The sequence below is a fragment of the Parasphingorhabdus sp. genome, assembly GCF_059726685.1.
This window is the reverse complement of sequence record NZ_AP041068.1, coordinates 2168825-2193821: the sequence shown is the minus strand read 5'-3', so window position 1 is coordinate 2193821 and position 24997 is coordinate 2168825. Positions and strand designations below refer to the sequence as shown.

The window sequence follows — 24997 nt, the reverse complement described above, 5'->3', positions numbered from 1 at the left end:
TCACTTTCTTCCGAAAAGTTTTTCAATATCGCCATGGGCCAGCTTGACCCAGGTGGGACGACCATGATTGCATTGCCCTGAATGCGGGGTGACCTCCATTTCGCGTAAAAGCGCGTTCATCTCAGCAACATTAAGCACGCGCCCTGCCCGCACCGAGCCATGACAGGCCATGGTCGAGGCGACGTGATCGATCCGTTCCTTTAGCGACAATGCTTCGTCATAAGCGCCGAGTTCGTCGGCCAGATCGGTGATCAGGCTTTTGACATCACCTGAACCCAGCATCGCCGGTGTAGCCCGCACCAGCATGGCAGAGGGACCGAACCGCTCCAGATCCAATCCGAATTCAGAGAGTTCCGCCATACGCGCCTCCAGTCGGTCGCAGGCGTTTTCATCCAGCTCCACAACCTCGGCCATCAGCAAGGCCTGAGAAGCAACGGTGCCGCCCTCGACCGCCTTGCGCATGCGTTCAAGTACCAGACGTTCATGGGCGGCATGTTGATCGACAATGACCAGTCCGTCTTCTGCTTCGGCCACGATATAGGTCTTTGCGACCTGACCGCGGGCAATGCCAAGCGGATGACTGACCGCCTCAGGTACAGGCTCTGCCGCTTCTTCAGCGCGTCCCATAAGGGGTGCCAGTTCGTCGCTGCTTAACCCACTGAAGGCGCTGACATTGTCTTGCACACCGCCAGCGAGTGCCGATGGATAAGGCTGCGACTGAATGGTCGCCCTGCCCCCGACGGGTCCCTGCGCCGTAAAAATGCTTGTTTGCGGATCCGGCGCTTGTGGTTCGGCCTGCCAGTTGGCCAGAGCGGACTCCGCCGGACGTTGGACCGCGCGAAAACCGCCTTCATCCAGGGCGCGTCGCAATCCGCTGACAATCATGCCGCGAATCATTGCCGGCTCGCGGAAACGAACCTCGGTTTTGGCCGGATGCACATTCACGTCGACAAGCTCCGGCGGCATATCAACAAACAGCGCCACGACAGGATGACGATCCCGCGCCAGCATTTCCGCATAGGCTCCGCGTACCGCGCCAACCAATAACCGGTCTTTCACGGGCCTGCCGTTGACGAACAAAAACTGATGATCGGCCACACCGCGATTATAGGTTGGCAGCCCTGCTACACCGGACAAGCGAACCTCTTCGCGCACGAGATCGACAGCAACACTATTGGAGCGCAATTCCTTGTTGGTCAGCGCCGCCACCCTATCAGGCCCGCTTTCACCGCCCTGCACTGCAATCGCCTTGCGATTTTCATGGGTCAGCGTGAAGCCGATATCGGGCCGCGCCATGGCGAGCCGGCGCACCACATCCACGCAAGCGGCATATTCGCTGCGCGGCGTGCGCAGGAATTTCCGCCTGGCGGGGACTTTGGCAAAGAGTTGCTCGACCCGCACTTTGGTGCCGGGCGGGATCGCTGCTGGCCCGTCGCTCTCAACCTCTCCGTGATTCACAATTCGGGTCCAGCCATCTTCGCCTTCTACCCGGCTTTCGATGGTCAGTCGTGCAACACTCGCAATGGAGGGCAGCGCTTCACCCCGAAAGCCCAATGTAGCGACCATCTCAATCGCTTCATCCGGCAGCTTGGACGTCGCATGACGCTCTAGGGCGAGGGCGATGTCATCGCGGGTCATGCCGCAACCATTATCGGCCACTTCGATCAGATCGAGGCCACCCTGTTCGAGGCGGATATTGATCTGGCTGGATCCGGCATCAATGGCGTTTTCGACCAGCTCTTTCAGCGCACTGGCTGGACGCTCGACAACTTCACCGGCTGCGATCCGGTTGATCAGGCTATTTGGGAGTCTTCTTATTGACATATCGCCTTTCCTAGCCCAAGCGAACATGCCAAGCGACCCTTGATTGCGACTTAGTATTTCGGGGGGATTTGCTGGACGATCCGAATGCTTAGCTTCATCCCCCGTTCAGCCAAAATGTCGCTATGGTTTTAGAAAACAGCGTTCGCTGTAAATATAAGAAAACACGGGACAAAACATGGTATTTGGTAATCTGTTCAAGTTCAGGTCTCAGGACATGGCAATCGATCTGGGAACAGCCAACACGGTTGTTTACGTACGCGGTCAGGGAATCGTTCTCAACGAACCGTCGGTTGTTGCGATCGAAACGACCAATGGTATCAAAAAAGTCAAAGCGGTAGGCAATGATGCAAAGATGATGATGGGCAAGACGCCCGACAGCATCGAAGCGATTCGTCCGCTGCGTGATGGCGTCATCGCCGACATTGATGTCGCCGAGCAGATGATCAAACACTTCATCCAGAAAGTGAACGGCAAGAGCAAGCTGTTCAGCTATCCGGAAATCGTGATCTGTGTGCCATCAGGTTCCACCTCGGTTGAGCGCCGCGCCATTCGCGACGCCGCTTCCAATGCCGGAGCCAGTCAGGTGTTCCTTATCGAAGAACCGATGGCAGCTGCCATCGGCGCCGACATGCCCGTCACCGAACCTATTGGTTCCATGGTGGTTGACGTAGGTGGCGGCACGACGGAAGTCGCTGTCCTTTCCCTTCGCGGACTGGCCTACACGACATCTGTTCGTACCGGCGGTGACAAGATGGACGAGGCGATTGTCTCTTATGTGCGTCGTCACCACAATCTGCTGATCGGTGAAACGACCGCTGAGCGGATCAAGAAAGATTTTGGCGTCGCACAAGCGCCAGCTGATGGTGTGGGTCACACAATCCACATCAAAGGCCGTGACCTTGTAAACGGTGTCCCTAAAGAGATCTCGATCAATCAGGGCCAGATTGCAGAAGCGCTGAGTGAACCAATTGGCACCATCATCGAAGGCGTACGTATTGCTCTTGAGAATACGGCGCCGGAACTGGCAGCCGACATTGTTGATCAGGGCATTGTTCTGACCGGCGGCGGCGCATTGATCTCAGGCCTGGATGAAGCGCTCAGCGACGAAACCGGATTGCCGGTTACGGTTGCCGAGGATCCGCTTGCCTGTGTTGCGATTGGAACAGGCCGGGCCATGGAAGACGATATGTTCCGCGGCGTGCTCACAACGGCTTGATAAATGATTTGACCAGAATGAAGAAAGCGGGAGGATAAGCAAGCATGGCGCCGCCACGAAACCGGCGCCCAGGATTTTCCAAGCGGGCGCAATATAGCATATTCGCCAGCTACTTACTGGGCATATTGGGAGCTGTCGTCGGTCTCCTGCTGCTGCTTATCTCCATTTTCGATCCTCAAGGATTTGCTGTCCTTCGCACTATTGGCGCGGAAGCAACGGCCCCGGTCAGCAAAACCCTGGCTGAAGTTGGCGGGGCGACTGGCAACGCCGGTGACAATATTTCCGCCTATTTCAACGCGGCTTCCAAAAATGCCGCCATGGAACGTGAGTTGAGAAGCAACCGCATCGAGATACTGGAAGCGCGCGCGCTGAAACAAGAGAATGAACGGTTGAAGCGGCTGCTCGATCTCGACAAGGAAGTGCCCGATGCAATCGGTATGGCGCGGTTGATCAGTTCGACATCATCCAGCTCCCGGCGCATGGCGACACTTGGATTGGGCACCACCGATGGTATTTTGATCGGACAACCAGTCCGCGCACCTGAGGGCCTCGTCGGACGGGTTTTGGAAGCTGGCCCGACAACCGCTCGGATATTGCTGGTCTCCGACAGCCAGAACGTAACCCCCGTAAAACGCGCCAGTGACGAACTGCCCGCCTTTGCGACGGGCCGCGCAGATGGTACAGTTGACGTGCGGCCGATTAACCTGGGTACCAATCCGTTCAAGGGCGGCGATTTGCTGATTACATCGGGCAGCGGCGGCCTGTATGCGCCAGGCATTCCTGTCGCTGTGGTAATCCGCAAAACCGATACCGGCGCGATTGCACGGATATTGGCAAACGCCGCAAAGGTCAGTCATGTCATCGTCCAACCCATGTTTCAGGCAGAAACCGTAGCCGCGATCAAACAGGAAGAAATCGACAGGGATGATGCCGAAGCGGAAGGCGGCGAATAGTGGCAAGACCCTATCGCTCCCGCATCAATCGGCAACCATCGCAGTTTCGTATCAAATTCATTCCGTCGATCACCGTCATAATCGGTTCAATGATCACGGCCCTGCCGCTGATCACCGACTATCCGATCCTTCCGCCAATGGGTCTTCTGGTGCTGCTCTCGTGGCGTTTGATCCGCCCGGGCTACTGGCCAGTATGGGCTGGTTTCCCTCTCGGCATGGTTGATGACATGTTCAGCGGACAACCCTTTGGCAGCGCGGCCTTTTTATGGTCACTGGTTTTTCTGGCCCTGGAAACGCTCGACCGGCGCGGCGTTGGCAGGGATTATTGGCAGGATTGGCTTATAGCCTCCCTTTCGATCATTTTTGTGCTAATATGCGGCATGCTGATCATCGACTTTCAGAGCAACCTGCTGCGCCTTGAGATATTGGTGCCACAGATTCTGTTGTCGATCCTGCTCTACCCCTTTGTAACCCGCTTGATCGGAACAATTGACAATTGGCGGGTATCGATATGAGTATTGGCGGGGGCAAAACCATTAGCGGCGCGGTTCAGGCGCTGACTTTTTCCCGCCGCGCAACGGTGATCGGTGGATTGCAAGCCGGCATCGGCGTCCTGCTCGCCGGACGCATGGCCTATATTTCGGTGGCGGAAAATGAACGCTATCAACTCCTGTCTGAAAGCAATCGCGTCAATCTGACACTGGTACCACCGCGGCGCGGATGGCTGATTGATCGCAACGGCAAACCAATTGCCAACAACAAGACGGATTTCCGCGTTGACCTCATTCCTGACCGGATGCGCGACAAAGACAAAACTGTTGCGACACTGGCCCAACTCCTGTCGCTGGATCAGGAGGAAATCGACCGGATCAACAAGGAATTGACACAGGCCAGCAGTTTCCAGCCTGTTCAGGTTGCAACTGGCTTGGATTGGGAAAATTTTGCTGCTGTCAGCGTCCGCCTGCCCGATTTGCCCGGCGTATCCCCGCGACAGGGCTTTTCCCGCTTTTATCCAACCGGGGCAGCTGTTGGCCATCTCGTGGGTTATGTCGGTATTGCTTCTGCCGAAGAGTATAAGGAAAACCCCGACCCGATACTGGTCACGCCAGGATATAAAATCGGCAAGGACGGCCTGGAAAAAACCTTTGAGGACCGCCTGCAAGGCAAACCTGGAGCGAAGCGCGTTGAGGTGACAGCGCGCGGCAAAATAGTACGTGAACTCGATAGTCGACCCGATACACCGGGCAAAGCCTTACAACTGACCCTCGACATTGATTTACAGGAATATGCTGCTCGCCGACTGGGCCCTGAATCCGGTTCGGTGGTGGTTATGGATTGCGAGACCGGTGATATTTTGACGATGACGTCCATGCCGTCTTTCGATCCGAACAGCTTCTCGGACGGGATCGGGCAAACCGAATATGGCATGTTACGCGACGACGATCATGTTCCCCTGCGTGACAAATCGTTAAAGGGTCTGTTTCCGCCTGGTTCGACAATCAAGCCGATGGTGTCGCTTGCTTTACTGCGGGCCGGTATTGATCCTGAAGAAACCGTGAGCTGCCCCGGTGGATTGCGGGTAGGCAACCGCTTCTTCAATTGCCACAGCACCCATGGCAGCGTGAACATGAAGCGGGCGAACGCTCAAAGCTGTGATACCTATTTCTACAAAATGGCCTTGCGCATCGGATATGACGCGATCGCGCTGATGGCGCGGGAGCTTGGATTGGGCGCCAAATATGATCTGCCGGTCGCCTCGCAAAGCTATGGTACGGTTCCAGACACACAATGGATCAAGAAGCGCCACGAACGCGAATGGGCCAATTTTGATACGGTTAATAGCGCCATCGGACAGGGTTTTTTCTTGTCCAATCCGCTGCAACTTTGTGTGATGACCGCTCGCATGGCATCGGGAAGGAAACTGGAAGCCAGACTGCTGTCTGAGGAAAAACGGACCTCCGCTCCACCGCTAGATATTTCACCTGAGCATCTGTCCTATGTACGCGAAGCAATGAGCGAAGTGGTGAATGGTGTGGGGACGGCAAGACGCGCGCGGCTGCCAGTCGAAGATGTCAAACTGGGTGGTAAAACCGGTACGGCACAGGTCGTCAGTCTCAAATATGGACGTGGAGGGCGCGATGTGCCCTGGAAATTTCGCGACCATGGACTGTTTGTTTGCTTCGCACCCGTCGATAACCCGCGCTATGCCGCGTCTGTCGTGATTCAGCATGGCGGCGGGTCGTCATCCGCTTATCCGGTTGCGCGGGATGTCCTGACGTTTCTCTATGATCGCGAGCAGGCCATGGAAAAACTGCTGGCCATGGAGGAAAGCTGGGGCGGAACAATATCCGAACGCATGGATCGCCAGCTCGCCGCTTATCGCGCGCAAAAGGAGCTGGAAAAAGCAATAGCCGAAGGGCGCGTCCCACCACCTCAAGCCGAGACAGATGGCGAGGGTCCTGCTGCCGAAGTGGGGCAATAGGCATTGAACGATTTCATTCCTGCGCCCATTGCGCAACTTCCCTGGAAAACAATATTACTGTTGCTTGTCATGGCGAGCTTCGGCTTTGTTGTGCTCTATTCAGCGGCAGGAGGTAGCCTGACACCTTGGGCCGGTCTGCATATGGCACGATTTCTGGTGTTTCTCGGCATGGCGATAGTCTTCTCCCGGCTGAAGGAGAATTTCTGGAAAACAATTGCATTCCCTGTTTATATTACCGTTGTCATCATGCTTCTCGGCGTGGAACTGATGGGCGCGGTTCGCGGTGGTAGCCAAAGATGGCTGAGCCTTGGTTTCATCCGCATTCAACCTTCGGAACTCATGAAACCCGCAATCATTCTCGCGGTCGCCCGTTTTTATGATTTATTGCCGGCGGGCCAGATCAGAACATGGGCAGCCATTTGGCCGCTATTGGTGTTGCTCGCATTTCCGTGCGCGTTGATCCTGCTGCAACCCGATCTTGGTACAACAATCACTGTTGTGGCCGGAGCCATGACCGTCGCCTTCCTTGCCGGATTGCCGATGCGGCTGTTTGTCGGTGGAGCGGCAGCGGTTGCCGTCATCGCCCCCCTTGCCTATTTCTTCGCGCTTGAAGAATATCAACAGCGCCGGGTGACTACATTCCTCAACCCCGAAAATGATCCTTTGGGCGCGGGGTACCATATCAGCCAATCCAAAATCGCCATCGGGTCCGGCGGAATTTTTGGCAAAGGCTTCCTCAATGGCACACAAAGCCACCTCGATTACCTCCCCGAAGGGCACACGGACTTTGTCTTTGCAACAATGGCGGAGGAATGGGGTCTGATGGGCGGCGTTGCGGTCCTGACCGGTTTTTTCCTGCTATTCCGGTGGGGCTTGGGTGTTGCAATGAAGGCCAAGACCCGTTTCTCCCAGCTTTTGGCTGCCGGCCTATCGACGACAATATTCTTCTACGTTGCAATCAACCTGATGATGGTCATGGGACTGGCCCCCGTGGTGGGTATTCCCCTGCCCTTTCTCAGTCACGGTGGGTCATCGATGATGACGATCATGATCTGTATCGGGATATTAATGGCAATAGACCGTCATCCGGGCCGCCGCAGCGGGACATTTGGATAAAGTCAAGATAGTCCATCAGACGGTTGTTCTGTGCAAGATGAGACCTATATGACATGCATATCGAAAATAGGGACGCTTAGCTCAGTTGGTAGAGCAGCTGACTCTTAATCAGCGGGTCACAGGTTCGAACCCTGTAGCGTCTACCATTTTCGCGGATCCAAAAACAATCCGGCGGATTGTTTTCAGCAACCCGAAATAGTTCTAATTGCGATCATCCCGAATGATGCAAGCACACTCGCCCTGTTCACGAACATGGTCCGCTTTATCCCGAAAGCAGACCCTTTATTTTCACGCCTTCCGCAGCCACACGCTTTTCTTGCGAGATAATGCCCTGCTACGATGAGTGGTCTAGCAATCCCTATTGCGGGGTCATCTAGTGATTATAGTCAGAGGCCGTAACGTTCGTTCAAATAGGCGAGCACAGCGTTACGTCGAGCGTCTCTGATCTTGAAACGACCAGCGCGCACAGCCTGAGCGACTTCGGGCGCTGTTTCACGATTGAGCTTGTCATGATACTTGCAGCTTTTGCAGGTGATGTATTTGCGCACTTGCGCGCGCCCCTGGGAGATCAGGCGATCCTTATTTGAGAAGCGGCTATTGTTACCTCGCACGATATTCGTGCCCCAATCGTCTCCTGCACCGCCGCGGGGGCTCGTACCGGAAGCAAAAGCAGCTGTAGAACTGGCAAGCAATGCAAACAATGTGGCAGAAATCAATGCTCTCTTCATCGGCCATTATCCTTCCATACCAACAAAACTTCGTTTTCTCGAGCTCGCAGCCTTTACTGACAAGACAGCTAGTATCGGAAATCTGGCATCGATGGAACATTTATCGGCCGATTGCTAGTTTCGGACGTGAAAGATAGTCATTTATGCCGGATTTGCGCGGCCATTATCCTGACTTGTCACTTCGCCTGTGCGAATTTCTATTCAGATAAAAATGAAAAAAGGCGGGCTCCATTGGAACCCGCCTGAATTTTTCAAACAAAGCGCGAAAAAAGGGGAAGTGCCCAGGCACTTCCCCAATTTATTTATTTGTTAACGGCGTCCTTCAAGCCCTTGCCGGCTTTGAATTTTGCTTGTGTAGATGCAGGAATCTGCATTGGCTCACCCGTGCGTGGGTTACGGCCTGTAGAAGCTTTACGCTTTGATGTAGAAAATGTTCCAAAACCGACGAGACGGACTTCATTGCCGCTCTTCAGTGAACCTGTGATAGAATCGAAAACTGCGTCAACGGCTTTGCCGGCATCGCTTTTGCTGAGACCACTGTGATCTGCTACGCTACTGATAAGATCCTGTTTATTCATAATGGGTATCCCCCCTTCTCTAAAAGCAATTCTTGATTGAATCGCGACTTTGTCTGGGGTCAGTAACAACAAGAAGCCCCCTTGAGTCAAAGGAAAACCGCCGATTTTTGGGTCAAAGATGTAATATTTATGTCAAATCGTTAAATTTGGTCCAATTTCGGACATTTTCGGCCAGTTTCTGGCGTGAACCGCAGGCAAACAGCCGCAAAGCTGGCAGCAATCACCCATAGCGACTCGCGCAAAGCTAACGTTAGTGGCGTGCCGTTGACCCGGCATCATCGGTGACTGGAGCCGTTGCATGGCTCGCCAGCTCATCCGCATCACTCCACTCGATCGGTTCTACTTTTTCGGCCAGAGCCTGGGCGAGAACTTCATCGGCATGCTTGACCGGAATAATCTTAAGCGAAGACGTGATATTATCTGGAATCTCGACCAGATCTTTCTCATTTTCCGCCGGTATCAAAACCGTCGTTATGCCGCCCCGCAATGCCGCAAGCAGTTTTTCTTTCAAACCACCGATTGGCAATACACGGCCGCGCAAGGTAACTTCGCCCGTCATGGCTACGTCACGGCGCACCGGAATACCGGTCAGCGTGGAAACAATTGCAGTCACAATGCCAACACCGGCTGACGGACCGTCTTTTGGCACGGCCCCTTCGGGCAAGTGGATATGAATGTCCTTGCGGCTGAAAATACTGGGCTTGATGCCATAAGATGGCGCACGGGCCTTTACGAAGGACAAGGCGGCCTGAACGGACTCCGTCATCACCTCTCCCAGCTTGCCGGTCGTCTTGATCTGGCCCTTGCCAGAGACGGTCACGGATTCGATTGTCAGCAGCTCGCCGCCGACCTCTGTCCATGCAAGACCGGTTACGGCACCCACCTGGTTTTCTTCCTCGCCGACGCCGTGGCGATATTTGCGAACACCGGCATATTCAGACAGCGTTTCCGGCGTAATCTCAACGCTCTTATACTCACCTTCGAGTATCCGTCGAAGAGCCTTTCGTGCCAGTTTTGCAATCTCGCGTTCCAGGGTCCGTACACCGGCTTCCCGGGTATAATAGCGGATGAGGTCACGCAGCGCGTCGTCCTGCAGCGAAAACTCGCCCTTTTTCAGACCATGTGCATCGACCTGCTTTTCGATCAGGTGACGCTTGGCAATCTCGACCTTTTCGTCTTCGGTATAACCTTCAAGACGGATGATCTCCATCCGGTCCAGCAATGGCTGCGGCAGGTTCAGGGAATTAGCGGTTGTGACGAACATGATGTCCGAAAGATCAATGTCGATCTCCAGATAATGATCCTGGAACTTGTCATTTTGCTCAGGATCCAGAACTTCGAGTAGTGCAGAGGCGGGGTCGCCGCGGAAATCCTGACCAAGCTTGTCTATCTCATCAAGCAGGAACAGCGGATTGGACGTACCCGCTTTTTTCAGATTGGACACGATCTTACCGGGCAGCGAACCGATATAGGTCCGGCGGTGCCCGCGAATTTCAGCTTCATCACGCACGCCGCCGAGGGACTGGCGAACAAATTCACGACCCGTAGCCCGGGCAATGGAACGGCCAAGCGATGTTTTACCGACGCCTGGAGGACCAACGAGGCAAAGAATAGGCCCCTTAAGTTTGTTGGTCCGCGCCTGCACGGCGAGATATTCCACGATCCGCTCTTTCACTTTTTCCAGTGCAAAATGATCGTTATCAAGGATTTTCTCAGCCTGTTTAATGTCTTTCTTCAGACGGGACTTCTTGCCCCATGGCAGTCCCAGCAACACATCCAGATAATTGCGGACAACTGTCGCTTCCGCAGACATGGGCTGCATGCCTTTAAGCTTTTTATATTCAGCGTTGGCTTTGGTCTTGGCTTCCTTGGAGAGCTTCATCTCTTCGATTTTCTTACCCAGCGCCGACATTTCATCGCCTTCGCCGTCTTCGCCATCACCCAGCTCACGCTGGATAGCCTTCATCTGTTCATTGAGATAATATTCGCGCTGGGTTTTCTCCATCTGGCGTTTCACGCGGCCGCGAATTTTCTTTTCGACCTGAAGAACCCCAAGTTCGCCTTCCATGAAAGCAAAAGCCATTTCCAGACGCTTGACCGGATCGCTCTCGATGAGCAGGCTCTGTTTGTCGGCCACTTTGACGTTTATATTGGCGGCGACCGCATCGGCCAGACGCGATGCTTCGTCAATCTCGCCAAGCTGAACCACGGTTTCGGCTGGCATTTTTTTGTTAAGCTTGGAATAATTCTCAAATTGTTCAATGACAGAGCGCATCAACGCCACTGATTCCGGGCCTTCCACGGACTGCTCGTCGATCAAATCTACTTGCGCCAGCACGAAGCCGTCATCTTTCTCTTCCAGCGAAACATGCTTCGCTCGCTGCTTGCCTTCAACCAGCACCCGAACAGTACCATCTGGCAGCTTCAAAAGCTGAAGCACCGTCGCCACAACACCAAGATCATAAAGTTGATCGCGGGACGGATCATCTTCCGCCGGATCCAGCTGTGCTACCAGGAAAATTTCCTTGTCGCTATCCATGGCCTTTTCCAGAGCCACGACCGACTTGTCACGGCCCACAAAAAGCGGAACGATCATATTGGGGAACACCACAATATCGCGCAGCGGCAACAAAGGCAGCGCCTTGGCTTCGGGATTATCGGCAGATGTGGATTCGGACTGGGACATTTATACTCCAAACTATGGCGCGAGATTCGGTACTGACTGCGCGCCTGTCAGCCTATATGGGGCGCACTCAGATGACTTCAACCACTATAAAACCATCAGAGCAGGAAAGCGGCAATACCGCTAAAAGGGAAGCTTAAAGCCTGCCGGCAGGCCCATACCGCCCGTCATTTTGCCCATTTCCTCGTTACTGACGGCATCTGCCTTATCACGTGCATCGTTAAACGCGGCCGCAACCAGATCTTCCAAAATACCTTTTTCTTCTGCCTTCATAAGGCTTTCATCGATGCTGACCCCAAGTATCCGGCCTTTTGCCGTTGCTTTGACAGACACTAATCCGCCACCGGATTTCCCCTCTACCTCGATGCTGTCGAGCTTGGACTGGGCTTCCTCCATCTGTGTTTGCACGGTTTGCGCGGCCTCCTGTGCCGCTTTGATCATTTCTTCCATAGATTTCATGCTTGTGAACTCCTTGATTCAGGCCGGGACTCAGCCGGGGCCTGCTCTGTTTCATTTTCCAGTAATTCCGCGTCAGGAAAAGCCTCAAAGGCAGCTTTTACCAGCGGTGTATCCAATATAGCCTGTGTCGCGGCATCCTGATCAAGCTGAGCTTGTTCCGAAATGCTGGGCTTTGCTTCGCCCTGCCCTTCTTTTATGGTCCACACGGTACCTGTTGCCTCTTTCAGCGCGTCCGTGATCTTTTTCACGTCAGATGCTGCAATCGGCCGCGCAGATTGATATTCAATGACCGGCGCTGAAAAGCTGATGATACGCATATCAGCTATTAATATGCTTTCCAATATCGGTGACACGCCGCCGATAATATTGATCACACCCTGAAAATCCTGTGGCAGGTTATTTTTAGGGACCTGCTGTTCGGTTTGAGGGTTTTCCTGAGGTTGAGGCTCGACATATTCCGGTTCCGTGATCTGGGCAGGAATATCAGCCACCGGTGCGGGTGGTGCCTCGTGAACAGGTGCCGCGCTCCGTTCCGGAGCAACTTCACCGGCAGTTGGGCTCGCTGGTGCAGCACCTTGCGACAACATTTTGGCCAGTTCACCCGGGTCGGGCATATCGGCTGCGCAAAGCACTCGCAAAAGCGCCATATCACAAGCTTCACGCGGCATATGTGCTTGTTGTACTTCTTCATAACCTTTCAGAAGAAGCTGCCATAACCTGTGGAGAACCGGAAAAGATAATTGCTCCGACCAAGCGCCAAGTTGCGCCTTGGCTTCATCGGACAAGGTAGGGTCATTGGCCCGCCCGACTTTGTATAAAGTCACCTGATGGCAAAGCGACAACAATCCATTCATCAGCGACAGAGGCTCTACACCCACGCGATATTGTGCATCAATCGCATCAAGTAGAGCCTGAGAATCCGCTTCCAGAAGCAGTCCGAACAACCGGCGCACGGCGCTGCGATCAGACAGTCCCAGCATTTCCCGAATCTGCGACGCCTTGACGTCACCGCCTTCTTCCATATCGGCATGGGCAATCGCCTGATCGAGGATAGAAAGGCCATCGCGAACCGACCCCTCGGCCGCTTGGGCAATCAGGTCGAGCGCTTCCTGCTCTGCCTGTACGTTTTCTTTTTCGACGATATGCGCGAAATGGGCGGACAATTGATCCGCCTTGATCCGCTTCAGATCAAAGCGCTGGCACCGAGAAAGCACCGTAATTGGTACTTTATTCACTTCCGTCGTAGCAAAGATGAATTTCACATGGGCCGGCGGCTCTTCCAGCGTTTTCAAAAGCGCATTGAAGGCGTTTTTCGACAGCATGTGGACTTCGTCGATAATATATATCTTGTAACGCGCAGACACTGAGGAATAACGCACAGCCTCGATAATCTCGCGGACATCATCGACACCTGTATGGCTTGCGGCGTCCATCTCAATCACGTCGATAAAGCTTCCCTCGGCAATCGAGCGGCATGGCTCGCATTTTCCGCAAGGATCAATCGTTGGACCACCTTGCCCGTCTTCACCAACGCAGTTTAGGGCCTTTGCAATCAGCCGGGCGGTCGATGTCTTGCCCACCCCGCGCACACCGGTCATCAAAAACGCATGGGCCAGGCGATCGCGCTTGATGGCATTGCCCAGCGTCTGGACCATGGCATCCTGTCCGATAAGCTCGGCAAAGCTGGACGGCCGGTATTTGCGCGCCAACACGCGATAGGGCTGTGCAGCGGCAGGAGCCGGATCGATGGGCGCGTCCACGCCGCCAGCAGCAAATATGTCGGGTGAATCGGACATCGGGAGAGTTTAGGCGCTAGCCGTCAGCTTGTCGAAGCTTAAACAGCGATTGGCCACAAAAGCCTGTTTATATTTTGTGAGTAGGAGCCGGGCGACCCGCAGAAAAATCGTTACGGCTGCTTCCTTCCGGATCTGACCGGGTTGGCGAACACTACGTCCACCCGACTCCCGCTGCGCATATGGCGAGCTTTGTCAGCGGATTCAAGTCAGTTTTGCGTTTATGGTCAATTCTGGCGCGGTGCTATCCAGGCTGCAATTTTCGCAACCTCGACAATAGTTCGTTCGACTATGGCAGCCGATGCGGTTGGACGGTCCGTATAAACCGTCAAAAATCGCGGTTCATCGCCTTCATAACCTGCAAATGATGGCCAGAATATCGCGACATCATTATAGGCCAGACCATCTCCCGCCGTTCCCGTCTTGTTACCTACCGGCCAGCCATAGGGCAGACCCAGGCGAATTCGACCAAGGCCGGTTTTACTGGAAGCCATCGCGTCATATACGATGCTCCAGTTTGCCAATCGTGACTTTCCGCTCATCATACCGTGCATTAATTGCGCAAAAGCAATCGGGCTGGTCGTATCGCGTGGATCGCCAACTTTGTTTTCATTAAGAAACGGTTCAATGCGATCCAGACGGGTGACCGTATCTCCACGGCGACGGACAAAATCCGTAAAGGCTTCCGGACCGCCAATGGCTTTCAATATCAAGTTGGCCGCAGCGTTATCACTCAATTTGACCGTCGCTTTGGCTAGTTGTTCCAGCGTTACCATTTTCTTTGCCGCTATCTGTTCTTCGACAAACGGCGCATAAGGGACCAGATCCTCCTCCGTCACCGCGAAGCTTTTCTTCACATCAACCTGACCTTTATCAGCAGCGTCAACCAGGGCAAATGCAAGAGGCGCTTTGAAGGTCGAACACATAGCAAAGCGTTCATCACCCCGATGAGCCAGAGCAATGCCGCCCTTCGCGTCGGTCAAGGCCACACCGAGACGGCCACCGATACGTTTTTCGAGCTTTGCCAGCCCTCGTCTTGCGGCCGCATCTTGATATTTGAGCACCGCCGGCTCTTGTGCAGACAATGCAAATGGCAAAGCCGCACTGGCAGTTAATAGGGACGAACCTGTGACAAAGTTTCGGCGATTCATCACAGTCACACTCCCTGCATGTTGCGGCTCTCCGCGGGGATATGCACCGTCAAGCCATCGAGATCTGGCGTCAGCGTGATTTGACAGGCCAGACGGCTTGTCCGCCGGGCGCCAGCGGCAAGGTCGAGCATATCCTCTTCCATCTCCGTGGCTTCCGGTAATTTGTCGAAATCTTGGGCATCAACAATCACATGGCAAGTGGAACAGGCCATCTGGCCTTCGCATGTGCCTTCCAAAGGCTGGTCATTAACCTGCGCAATAGTCAACAGATCATCACCATCGGATGCGGTTGCTGTTACCGTCTGCTCACCATCAGCACTGATGAAATTCACTTTAATATCGCTCATGCAAGTTGCGCCTCGACCGCTTCGTTGATTAATTCTGCCGCCATTTCGATATCGTCTAGACTGTTATACCGGCCAAAACCCAGACGAATGGAGGATTTGATTTGCGCTGGTCCAAGCCCCAATGCTGCCAGCACATGGCTCGGGCGACCGGAACCGCTGGCGCAGGCCGATCCCGCTGAAAAAGCGACACCCCGGACATCCGACATCAGGCGGGCCACATCAACGCCATTCCGGCGGATATTGATATTACCCTGATAGCGTTGATCCATAGCGCCGTTAACTGTCCAGTCTGCAAAACAGGATCGGGCTTTATCGGCCAGAGCCTGAATATGGGCTGCATCGACATTATGCCGGTCGGAACAAAGCGCTGCCGCTTGGCCGAACCCTGCGCATAGGGCCGGTGACAGTGTTCCCGACCGGATACCCTGTTCCTGGCCACCACCATGAATCATCGGTGGCAGATCAATTCCCTCACGGACCCACAAGGCACCAATGCCTTTCGGGCCGTATATCTTGTGCGCCGATATCGCTGCCATATCGATATTGTCAGGGATGGTAACCCGCCCATAGCCCTGGACAACATCACACAACATCAGCGCTCCATGCTCGTGCGCCAGATTGGCAATGGCTTCGACGGGTTGAATGACGCCAATCTCGTTATTCACCAGCATCGCGGCGACAAGTGCGGTCTTTTCGTCAATCGACCCGCCCAACTGTTCCAATGACACAATGCCGTCAGGGCCTATCGGATGCCTTTCGACCATGAAGCCATGCTCTTTGTAGGACAGCGCAGTATCACGAACCGCTGCATGCTCGCTGTCGAGAACGATGATTTTGTCGCGTCCGGCGGCTTTCAGGGCATTAGCAGCCCCAAAACCCAGGTTGATGGCTTCCGTCGCACTGCCAGCGAAAAATAGATTCCCGTTACTCGGTAAAAGGCTGGCCACCTGGTCTCGCGCAACCTCGACAGCGGCAGCGGCTTTGCGGCCCAGCATATGCGCGCTGTGCGGATTACCGAAATTGTCGCGCAGCCAGGGAACCATGGCATCAAACACTTCCGGTGCGAGCGGCGTTGTCGCCTGATTATCGAGATAGATCGGTTCTTTGGCCATCGGATCAGCTCTTGGGTGCCGCGCTGAAGATGGATTTCCACTGTTCGATAAAGTCGTAAATTTCTGCGCGGGTGGTATCGCGGCCGATGCTGACCCTGATCACTTCCCGCGCCGTTCCTGCATCAATACCCATCGCTTCGAGCACATGGCTGGGCTTCAGGGTGCCGGAAGAACAGGCACTGCCGGCGGATACCGAAAAACCGGCCATATCAAACTTGATCAGCTGCGTATTTGCCGCCACGCCGGGCATATGATAGCTGCCAATCGTCGCAATTCTTGGGGCGTTCTCTGCTATAACGGCCCCGCCCTCCGTTTTGATGGCATTGTCGAGATGCGCGCGCAATTCAGTAGCTCGCCCTGCCCAATTGGCTGGTGCTTCCAAAGCAGCGACCATTGCCATGATATACGGCAGGTTCTGGGTACCGGAACGATAGCCCTGTTCCTGACCGCCATAAGCATGGAGCAATTTCAGATCCTTGATCAGCAACGCCCCGACACCGGGAGGGCCGCCAAATTTGTGACCGGCAATGATAATCATGTCAGCATCAGGAAGCGGCATTTTGCCGGCTGATTGCGAGCAGTCCGCCAGCAGAATCGCATCGCGGTCCCGCGTTACCTTCGCTAGCGATTCCATATCCTGCATCACGCCGGTTTCGTTGTTCACTGACTGCACAACAACCAGCGCCTGCTCTTTCTCTGCTTTCAGCAGATGATTAAGCCGCATCGGCACCACAAGACCGTTGAGATCAACCGGTATACTGTCCGCACCTTCGGCAAAACGCAAAACCACATCATGCTCAATCGGCGATACCAATTGCCGCACGGGTTTGGTCTGTTTCAATGCCATGGCAATCGCTTCGCTGGCGCCGCTGGTGAAGATGACCTCTCCATCCCAGTCCAGCGCAGCCTTGAATCGCTTTCGTGCATCTTCAAGCATCGCCCCCGCGGCGCGCCCATCTGCATGGGGCGAGGACGGATTGGCCCAATGCGCAAATCCTTCCAGACAGGCCTGCCGGGCGACGTCCAGCATGGGCGTTGTCGCGGCATAATCCAGATAGATGCGTTTCTGCTCAGACATTTTGCTAGGCTAAACCCTTTGACAATTACGGGATTGAGTTGCGGATTATTTCACTCTCTCTATATAGACGCTTCATTCAGCGCAAAAGCTAATCTGCCTTTTGACGCCATTCAAAATTTAATCTTGACCAAAGAATTGAAAAAGCCATGCCTGACGTAATTTTTACCGGACCCGAAGGTCGCCTCGAAGGCCGTTTTAGCCCAGGACCGCGCGACCGCGCACCGGTCGCGATGATCCTTCACCCCCACCCGCAGGCGGGCGGCACGATGAATGATCGGATCACGCAGGCCATGTACAAGACATTTGTGAACCGCGGTTTTGCTACATTGCGGTTCAATTTCCGCGGGGTTGGCCGGTCACAGGGCACATTTGACAATGGCATCGGCGAGCTTTCCGATGCCGCTTCGGCATTGGACTGGGTCCAGAGCATCCATCCTGAAGCGCAAACGACCTGGATTGCCGGCTATAGCTTCGGTGCCTGGATTGGCATGCAGCTTTTGATGCGGCGCCCGGAAGTCCGCGGCTTCATCTCCGTATCTCCGCCGGCCAATATGTATGATTTCAACTTCCTCGCCCCCTGCCCATCTTCCGGGATCATCATTCAGGGCGTGAACGACGAAGTTGTTACGCCAAGCGCAGTGCAAAAGCTGGTCGATAAACTTCGCACGCAAAAACATATCACCATCCATCACGATGAAATTCCGCGTGCAAACCATTTTTATGAAAATGAAATGGAATTGCTTATGGGTTCAGTCGACAACTATCTCGACATGCGTCTGGCGCCAGATTCGCCGATCAAATAAGCTGTTAGTTGGGGCGATCCGGTATCGCACTGCCGCTTTGGCTATCCGAACCTGGGGTCGGTACCGTCCAGATTGCCACGTTGGCAAACATGACCGCAGATGCAATCAGCATCAAAATGCCCTGTTTCCTGTTCTTGCCGGTGCGTATCAAATACACACCGCCAGCCAGCAATCCGGCGCCCGCCAGCATCAAGACAGACAATATCCAATCAGCCAATAGTCCGCTCCTTTTCAAAAATACTGCAGTTATAATGAACTGATTTCAAGCCATGATCACAACCCATCCGATATGGATGAAGTTCGACAAGATGGATGATTATGCTATGGACAAGTTTAACAAAGAACATAAAAAGAACATATCTGGGATTACAACAGACAAGGACCAAGGGTGCAAAGCGATCTCCCACTATTGATTATGGCGGATATTCCCCCGACATTCCGTCTGGCGGACCTCTCGGTTTCCGGTAAGATGTCAGAGGGTATCAGCCTTACACCCTCGCAATATCAAAGTCGCGACCGGTTGGAAGTAATGACTGGCGGCATGGGTTTTGAGCTGATCCACTACAGTGCCGAAGAGATTAGTCAAAACCTGTCAATTGCCGATCTGGATCATATTTTCTGTGAAGCTTCGGAAAAAAAAACTGGCAGGCATCGGCATTAAACCAGGCAAACACATCGGAGCGGCAAAGCATAGCGATACTGTTAATCGCGCCTTGTTGAAACTGGCTCGATATGTTGGCCAATCAGTCAACGCGCGCACCATTGTCTGGCGGCCGGCTGGATTGCATGTCGGATTTGATTATTTTGTTGGGTCGACCGATCATTACATCTCCGGCGGTCCATTTCCGGTGCTCTCTCAAATCGCCATATCGGAAACCGCAAAGGGCGAATTCGAGACATCCGGCCTGTCCTATTTTTCCGGACAAGAAATAAGGATCACCAGTCCGGACGGCTATGAACCGAATGAAGTGGTCAAACGACTGGTCAGGATCGCCCACGACATTGCCACGAACGGCAAAATCGAAAAGAAAATCGAGACAGACGGCTTTGTTCGGGGAGAGAAACTCCTGATCACACCCGACACCGACGGCTCAATGGTTGAAGTTGCAATTGTCGCGGACAAACCGCAACAATTGCATTAATCAAACATACTATGACTTAAGCGGCTTCTGTAGCCGCGATTGGAGCGGCTTCCCGAACATTCTGGTCAACATGTTCCGCAAATTGCTCAAAATTGTCGATGAACAAGTTCACCAGCTTCTGGGCCGTTTCATCATAAGCCGCCTTGTCTGACCAGGTCGAACGCGGATCAAGGATCGCGCTATCAACACCGGGAACCGATACCGGTACTTCAAAACCGAAATTATCGTCACTCCGGAAATCGCCATCATTCAGGCTGCCGTCTAGAGCTGCGTTCAACAAGGCACGCGTGGCCTTGATCGGCATCCGGTTGCCCTCGCCATATTTACCGCCGGTCCAACCGGTATTCACCAGCCAGCACCGCACACCGCCTTTGGCAATGCGTTCCTTCAATAGATTGCCGTAGACAGACGGATGACGCGGCATGAACGGTGCACCGAAGCAGGTCGAGAAAGTCGCTTCAGGCTCGGTCACGCCGATTTCCGTGCCCGCCACCTTGGCAGTATAGCCGGACAGGAAGTGATACATGGCCTGCTCTGGCGTCAATCGCGAAATCGGAGGCAGAACACCAAATGCGTCAGCGGTCAGCATGATGATGTTCTTTGGAACCGGTCCCATGTTCTTTTCAGAAGTGTTGGGAATATAATCGATCGGATAGGCACCGCGGGTATTTTCAGCTTTGCTATTGTCGTCAAAATCAAGTTCCCGGGTCTCCGGATCCATCACGACATTTTCCAGCACCGTGCCAAAACGGCGGGTGGTCGCGTAAATTTCAGGTTCGGCTTCTTCCGACAAGCGGATCATCTTGGCATAGCAACCGCCTTCAAAGTTGAAGACAGCGGTATCAGACCAGCCATGCTCGTCATCACCGATCAAAGTGCGGCTGGCATCAGCGGACAGGGTTGTTTTACCAGTGCCGGACAGCCCAAAGAAAATTGCTGTATCGCCTTCCGGTCCCATATTCGCCGAACAGTGCATCGGCATGACCGAATCGAGCGGCAGCAGATAGTTGAGCAAACCGAATACCGATTTTTTCATTTCGCCGGCATATGCCGTGCCACCGATCAGAATCAGTTTTTCAGTGAGGTTCACCGCGATGACTGTTTCGCTGCGTGTGCCATGCCGTTCTGGATCAGCCTTGAAACTCGGTAAATCGATAATCGTATATTCCGGAGCGAAACCGGGTAGCTCATCAGCCGTCGGCCGAACCAGCATCGTGCGAATAAACAGATTGTGCCAGGCAAGCTCGTTGATCACCCGAACATTGACCCGGTGCTCCGGCTGCGAACCACCAAACAGGTCCTGAACAAACAAAGTCTCTTTGTCAGCAACAGCTTTAAGGAAATCTTCCTTAAGTGCTGCAAAATGCTCCGGTGTCATGCTGACATTGGTCTTGCCCCACCAAACGCTATCTTCCGTCTCGCCATCGCGAACGATGAATTTATCATTGGCCGAGCGACCGGTATGTTTCCCGGTTTCAACAACCAGAGGACCATCTTTTGCCAAATGCCCTTCCCCACGAGAAACCGCAGCTTCCACCAAAGCGGGCGCGCCGAGATTCCAGTGCTGCTCTGCGGCTGTGGCAAAGCCTTGATCATTTAAAGTTACGGACGACACTTTTGGCACGGTTATTCCCCTATGGCTTGAACTAGGAATGGGCGGTTGCCGGATTCGGCAGGTTTGGAGAGGCGCTTAACTCACCAAAACGAGTCGGTCAAATTACCTAAGTGATAATCAATACCATCATATCAGCATAAGTTGAAACCATGCCGAAAGATAAATATGTTCGCTCCTGGCTGGCCGCCATTCCAGCAGATGCATGCTTGTACAGGCGGAGCGCTTCAACTAGGTCGAATATCAACATAAAGTTGAAGTTTAGAGATAGTCACAGGATAACCCATTTGATGGCCGCCAATATCGCCCTTGTTGATGATGATCGGAACATATTGACCTCTGTATCCATAGCGATGCAGGCGGAAGGCTTTGTAACACGGGTCTATTCCGACAGTGAGGCAGCCCTGCAGGCGATATTGGACAATCCGCCGGATCTGGGCATTTTTGATATCAAGATGCCAAAAATGGATGGTCTGGAGCTGCTCCGCCGGGTTCGTGAAAAAAGCAATCTGCCGGTCATTTTCCTGACCTCAAAGGACGAGGAACTGGATGAAGCCCTTGGTCTCGCCATGGGGGCTGATGATTATATCAAGAAACCATTTTCACAACGGCTGCTGATTGCCCGGGTGAAATCAATTTTGCGCCGGGCTGAACTGGTTAAATTATCGGATGAAGAAGCCGATACTGAGGGATTGGAACCCCTTGTCCGCGGCGGTCTGGAAATGGACCCGGCTCGACACCTCGTCAAATGGAATGGCAGCAACGTCACGCTGACTGTCACGGAATTCATGATATTGGAAACGCTGGCCAACCGGCCCGGCGTCGTAAAAAGTCGCAATCAGTTGATGGACGCCGCCTATCAGGATGATGTCTATGTGGACGACCGGACCATCGACAGCCACATAAAACGACTGCGCCGCAAATTCCGTGAAGTTGACTCGGAATTTGATGCCATCGACACGCTCTATGGAGCCGGTTATCGCTACAACGAATAAGTCTGCAGCCAGTGTCGATGACCCTGAGCTTTCCCTGCGATGGTCTGCGCGGCTGTCGCTGACCACTCGTATACTGGCGGTCAATATCCTCGCTATCGCTTTGCTCGCCGGCAGCCTTTTCTATCTTGATAACTATCGGGATGAACTGACCGACGAACGGCTCAGTCAGGCTCGCTTGCAGACCCAGATCATCAGTGATGCCCTGAACCTCCAGACGCCTGAAAACCGGCAAGACCTTATCACCGAATTTGCGACCCATCTGGAGAGCCGCTTGCGCCTGTATGACGAAAGCGGCGCAAAAATAGTCGACAGTTTCGAGTTGGCGGACCCCACCTACCAATTCAGGGATCCGGAAACAGAGCCCTGGCAGAAAGATGTAGCCCGGGCGTTGGATCAATCGATCGAGTTTATTGTCCTGAGCAAACCGATCACTGCATTCGCAGAACCCGATGATGATATCGGATCGTCCTGGCCGGAGATTGAGCTTCTGTCGGAGGAACAGCAACCCAATAGCGCCGTTCGCTACGCACCTGATCGCACTCCTGTGATCATCGCAGCAGCCCGCTTGCCAAGCAGCAATGAAGTTCTTCTGCTGACCAGTAACGCACGGGACATCACCCGGATCGTGCGGGCAGAACGAGCCAATGTCGTGCTGGTGATTTTCCTGACCGCGATTGTTTCAGTATTATTGTCGCTTTTCCTTGCCCGGACAATCGTCCGACCAATTAGGAAACTCGCCCGCGCCGCCATTCGTGTCCGGCTGGGCCGAGAGCCTGAAATCACAGTTCCCCGTATGCCTGGCAGACGCGATGAAATTGGTCAGCTCGCCCGTGCACTTGCCGACATGAGCGGTGCCCTGCGCTATCGCATCGACGCGACCGAAGCGTTCGCAGCAGATGTCAGCCATGAAATAAAAAATCCACTCGCCTCTCTGCGCTCTGCATTGGAAGGACTGGACCGGGTCGATGACCCCGATCTCAGGCGTCAGCTTCTGGATGTCGCTAATGACGATGTGCGCAGGATTGACCGGCTGATCAACGATATTTCCGAAGCATCCCGCGTCGATGCCCAACTGGCCCGCGCAAAATTTGAACGGGTCGATATCGGCAAAATGCTTGATCAGCTGCTCGCCGCCCGTGAGCAGCGCGATACCAATAAAAACATCAAGATCGCCTTTGCTCGCCCGGGCCGCGGCGTCGCCACAGTCATGGGGGATGATGATCGGCTGGAGCGTGTTTTCAGCAACATTCTTGACAATGCCGTGTCCTTTTCGCCGGCGGACGGGCTAATCGAGATTCTCGCTACGCCGGACGCAGACGAAGTTGTGATTCAAGTATCGGACCAGGGCCCCGGTATAGCCGTCGAGCTGCGGCAGAATATCTTCAACCGCTTTCACTCTGACCGACCGGCAGAGGAAGCATTTGGCAAGCATAGCGGACTCGGTCTCGCCATCGCCAAAACGATAATTGAAGGACATGAAGGTACTGTCCGGGCCATTGATCGACCAGATGGTCAACAAGGTGCCTGCTTTGAAATCCGATTGCCCAAGGCAGCGGAATGACAAAGGAAACGCATCACGCCAGTTGTATCGCCATCGATGGCGCGGGTGTGATGATCACCGGCACTTCCGGATCAGGAAAATCGGACCTTGCCTTGCGATTGATTGATCGCGGCGCTGTTCTGATCAGCGATGATTATGTTGACCTTTCGATGTATCATGACCAGATATTATTGACTGCGCCTGCCAAGATAGCTGGAAAAATTGAAATCCGGTCATTGGGTATTTTTGACTATGCCCATGTGTCTGGCATTCCGCTAATGCTGCAAGTACATTTAAGACCACAACCCGATCGCTTTCCCCTGGATAGCCAGACAGAGACAATCATGACCATCGCCATTCCCACAATCAGCATAAATCCTTTGGAGGCAAGTGCGCCGATCAAGGTGGAAATCGCTCTCAAGCGGCTGTTGCAAGGGGCCAGCGGCACATGACAACGGCAGATACCAAGCATGTCCTGCTGATCACGGGCCTGTCTGGCGCCGGCAAGACGACAGCGCTCAAAACACTGGAGGATATCGGCTGGGAAACCGTTGATAATTTTCCGATCCGGTTGCTCGAAGGCTTGCTAAAGACGCCGCCATCCAGCTCGCGCGGTGACAAGGACCCGCCACTCGCACTTGGTTTTGACAGTCGGACCCGCGGCTTTGACCCTGAAAATCTTATCAAGCGCATCAAAAAACTGCAGGAGAATGAAAATTACCATATCTCCACGCTCTATCTGGATTGTGCCGGCAGCGAACTGGAGCGCCGCTATGGAGAAACCCGGCGGCGACACCCCCTCGCCCTGGACCGTCCGGCAAAAGATGGCATTGCTCTGGAGCGCAGCCAATTTGAACCGATCAGGCGCTGGGCAGATCATATCATCGACAGCAGTGATTTGTCCGCCAATGACCTGCAGGGCCGGATTCGCGAAGAATTCAGTTTGCAGGACACCGATATCACCACGGTAACGATCACCAGCTTTGGCTTTTCACGCGGCCTACCCAATAATATCGACCTGTTGTTCGATGTACGTTTTCTATCTAATCCCTTTTGGGATGCGGATTTAAAGTTGATGACCGGGCTCGACGCGCCAGTCGCAGACTATATTGCCAAAGACCCCGCCTATGCCGAAGCATTGGAAAAATTTGAAGAAATGCTCAAGTTTCTGCTTCCCAAATATGTCAAGGCGGGCAAAGCCTATGTCAATATCGGAATAGGCTGCACCGGTGGTCGTCACAGATCGGTACATATTGCCGAAGTGCTCAGCAAAAACTTGCATGCCGCCGGATTTTCGCCCACTGTCCTCCATCGCAATCTGGCATCACGGCCAATGGAAGCGCTCGAAGCCATGCAGGATCTGAACGGAAATAAGGGTATTTAAT

Annotated in this window: 24 protein-coding genes, 1 tRNA gene and 1 other RNA gene; 13 read left to right on the top strand and 13 right to left on the bottom strand. The window is 53.9% G+C overall.

Annotation, left to right across the window (positions count from 1 at the left end):
- A complete protein-coding gene (mutL, locus tag AC6I9Z_RS10820; RefSeq protein WP_461455851.1) occupies positions 1-1824 on the bottom strand; it encodes a DNA mismatch repair endonuclease MutL in 1824 nt (607 codons plus the stop codon).
- Between the two features lie 175 nt (positions 1825-1999).
- Here mutL and AC6I9Z_RS10815 point away from each other — a divergent pair, with 175 nt between their 5' ends.
- From AC6I9Z_RS10815 to AC6I9Z_RS10790, 6 genes are all read left to right on the top strand, one after another.
- Entirely contained in the window at positions 2000-3040 is a 1041-nt protein-coding gene (locus AC6I9Z_RS10815) for a rod shape-determining protein (RefSeq protein WP_109357115.1), read from the top strand.
- A gap of 44 nt (positions 3041-3084) precedes the next feature.
- Positions 3085-3993: a rod shape-determining protein MreC gene (locus AC6I9Z_RS10810; RefSeq protein WP_461455850.1), complete on the top strand. Its 909-nt coding sequence runs from the start codon at positions 3085-3087 to the stop codon at positions 3991-3993.
- The gene (mreD, locus tag AC6I9Z_RS10805) at positions 3993-4508 is read left to right on the top strand and encodes a rod shape-determining protein MreD (protein ID WP_461455849.1); all 516 of its coding nucleotides are present in this window, start codon (positions 3993-3995) and stop codon (positions 4506-4508) included. Before AC6I9Z_RS10810 ends, mreD begins: the two co-directional genes overlap by 1 nt.
- Positions 4505-6475, top strand: a complete 1971-nt coding sequence (gene mrdA / locus AC6I9Z_RS10800) for a penicillin-binding protein 2 (RefSeq protein WP_461455848.1) — start codon at positions 4505-4507, stop codon at positions 6473-6475. Before mreD ends, mrdA begins: the two co-directional genes overlap by 4 nt.
- Positions 6476-6478: 3 nt before the next feature.
- Entirely contained in the window at positions 6479-7591 is a 1113-nt protein-coding gene (rodA, locus tag AC6I9Z_RS10795; protein WP_461455847.1) for a rod shape-determining protein RodA, read from the top strand.
- 70 nt (positions 7592-7661) lie between these two features.
- Positions 7662-7737: transfer RNA gene (locus tag AC6I9Z_RS10790), tRNA-Lys, on the top strand.
- Between the two features lie 240 nt (positions 7738-7977).
- Here the strand turns inward: AC6I9Z_RS10790 and AC6I9Z_RS10785 are convergent.
- The 10 genes from AC6I9Z_RS10785 to AC6I9Z_RS10740 form a co-directional block, all read right to left on the bottom strand.
- Entirely contained in the window at positions 7978-8319 is a 342-nt protein-coding gene (locus AC6I9Z_RS10785; RefSeq protein ID WP_461455846.1) for a hypothetical protein, read from the bottom strand.
- A 302-nt stretch (positions 8320-8621) separates the two neighbouring features.
- The gene (locus AC6I9Z_RS10780; RefSeq protein ID WP_074205352.1) at positions 8622-8897 is read right to left on the bottom strand and encodes an HU family DNA-binding protein; all 276 of its coding nucleotides are present in this window, start codon (positions 8895-8897) and stop codon (positions 8622-8624) included.
- A gap of 250 nt (positions 8898-9147) precedes the next feature.
- Positions 9148-11583, bottom strand: a complete 2436-nt coding sequence (gene lon / locus AC6I9Z_RS10775; RefSeq protein WP_461455845.1) for an endopeptidase La — start codon at positions 11581-11583, stop codon at positions 9148-9150.
- Between the two features lie 120 nt (positions 11584-11703).
- Positions 11704-12039: a YbaB/EbfC family nucleoid-associated protein gene (locus tag AC6I9Z_RS10770; RefSeq protein ID WP_108810230.1), complete on the bottom strand. Its 336-nt coding sequence runs from the start codon at positions 12037-12039 to the stop codon at positions 11704-11706.
- Positions 12036-13835 carry a DNA polymerase III subunit gamma/tau gene (locus AC6I9Z_RS10765; RefSeq protein ID WP_461455844.1) on the bottom strand — a complete coding sequence of 600 codons (1800 nt, stop codon included), beginning with the start codon at positions 13833-13835 and terminating at the stop codon, positions 12036-12038. The genes AC6I9Z_RS10770 and AC6I9Z_RS10765 overlap by 4 nt, the downstream gene beginning before the upstream one ends.
- 77 nt (positions 13836-13912) lie before the next feature.
- An RNA gene (gene ffs, locus AC6I9Z_RS10760) (signal recognition particle sRNA small type) lies at positions 13913-14007 on the bottom strand.
- 52 nt (positions 14008-14059) lie between these two features.
- A complete protein-coding gene (gene bla, locus AC6I9Z_RS10755; protein WP_461455843.1) occupies positions 14060-14983 on the bottom strand; it encodes a class A beta-lactamase in 924 nt (307 codons plus the stop codon).
- Positions 14984-14988: 5 nt separating this feature from the next.
- Entirely contained in the window at positions 14989-15330 is a 342-nt protein-coding gene (locus tag AC6I9Z_RS10750) for a 2Fe-2S iron-sulfur cluster-binding protein (RefSeq protein WP_461455842.1), read from the bottom strand.
- Complete coding sequence (locus AC6I9Z_RS10745; protein ID WP_461455841.1) at positions 15327-16442, bottom strand: cysteine desulfurase family protein; 1116 nt, start codon at positions 16440-16442, stop codon at positions 15327-15329. The genes AC6I9Z_RS10750 and AC6I9Z_RS10745 overlap by 4 nt, the downstream gene beginning before the upstream one ends.
- Positions 16443-16446: 4 nt before the next feature.
- The gene (locus AC6I9Z_RS10740; protein ID WP_461455840.1) at positions 16447-17520 is read right to left on the bottom strand and encodes a cysteine desulfurase family protein; all 1074 of its coding nucleotides are present in this window, start codon (positions 17518-17520) and stop codon (positions 16447-16449) included.
- Between the two features lie 146 nt (positions 17521-17666).
- Between AC6I9Z_RS10740 and AC6I9Z_RS10735 the strand changes: the two genes are divergently transcribed.
- Entirely contained in the window at positions 17667-18323 is a 657-nt protein-coding gene (locus AC6I9Z_RS10735; RefSeq protein WP_109357125.1) for an alpha/beta hydrolase, read from the top strand.
- 4 nt (positions 18324-18327) lie between these two features.
- Here AC6I9Z_RS10735 and AC6I9Z_RS10730 read toward each other — a convergent pair whose 3' ends face one another.
- Positions 18328-18540: a hypothetical protein gene (locus AC6I9Z_RS10730; protein ID WP_109357126.1), complete on the bottom strand. Its 213-nt coding sequence runs from the start codon at positions 18538-18540 to the stop codon at positions 18328-18330.
- A 171-nt stretch (positions 18541-18711) separates the two neighbouring features.
- On the opposite strand from AC6I9Z_RS10730, the gene AC6I9Z_RS10725 reads away from it, so the two are divergent.
- Complete coding sequence (locus AC6I9Z_RS10725) at positions 18712-18984, top strand: hypothetical protein (protein WP_497810867.1); 273 nt, start codon at positions 18712-18714, stop codon at positions 18982-18984.
- Positions 18944-19465: a hypothetical protein gene (locus tag AC6I9Z_RS10720; RefSeq protein ID WP_497810865.1), complete on the top strand. Its 522-nt coding sequence runs from the start codon at positions 18944-18946 to the stop codon at positions 19463-19465. The genes AC6I9Z_RS10725 and AC6I9Z_RS10720 overlap by 41 nt, the downstream gene beginning before the upstream one ends.
- A 16-nt stretch (positions 19466-19481) precedes the next feature.
- Here the strand turns inward: AC6I9Z_RS10720 and AC6I9Z_RS10715 are convergent, their stop codons facing one another.
- Positions 19482-21089: a phosphoenolpyruvate carboxykinase gene (locus AC6I9Z_RS10715; RefSeq protein WP_461455838.1), complete on the bottom strand. Its 1608-nt coding sequence runs from the start codon at positions 21087-21089 to the stop codon at positions 19482-19484.
- A 278-nt stretch (positions 21090-21367) separates the two neighbouring features.
- Here AC6I9Z_RS10715 and AC6I9Z_RS10710 point away from each other — a divergent pair, with 278 nt between their 5' ends.
- The 4 genes from AC6I9Z_RS10710 to rapZ are packed head-to-tail and all read left to right on the top strand — an operon-like array spanning position 21368 to position 24996.
- Positions 21368-22072, top strand: coding sequence for a response regulator (locus tag AC6I9Z_RS10710; protein ID WP_461455837.1), 705 nt, complete (start codon positions 21368-21370; stop codon positions 22070-22072).
- Positions 22044-23633, top strand: a complete 1590-nt coding sequence (locus AC6I9Z_RS10705; RefSeq protein WP_461456899.1) for an ATP-binding protein — start codon at positions 22044-22046, stop codon at positions 23631-23633. Before AC6I9Z_RS10710 ends, AC6I9Z_RS10705 begins: the two co-directional genes overlap by 29 nt.
- Positions 23630-24064, top strand: coding sequence for an HPr kinase/phosphorylase (locus AC6I9Z_RS10700; RefSeq protein WP_461455836.1), 435 nt, complete (start codon positions 23630-23632; stop codon positions 24062-24064). Before AC6I9Z_RS10705 ends, AC6I9Z_RS10700 begins: the two co-directional genes overlap by 4 nt.
- The gene (rapZ, locus tag AC6I9Z_RS10695; RefSeq protein WP_109357132.1) at positions 24061-24996 is read left to right on the top strand and encodes an RNase adapter RapZ; all 936 of its coding nucleotides are present in this window, start codon (positions 24061-24063) and stop codon (positions 24994-24996) included. The genes AC6I9Z_RS10700 and rapZ overlap by 4 nt, the downstream gene beginning before the upstream one ends.
- Position 24997: the final 1 nt, after the last annotated feature.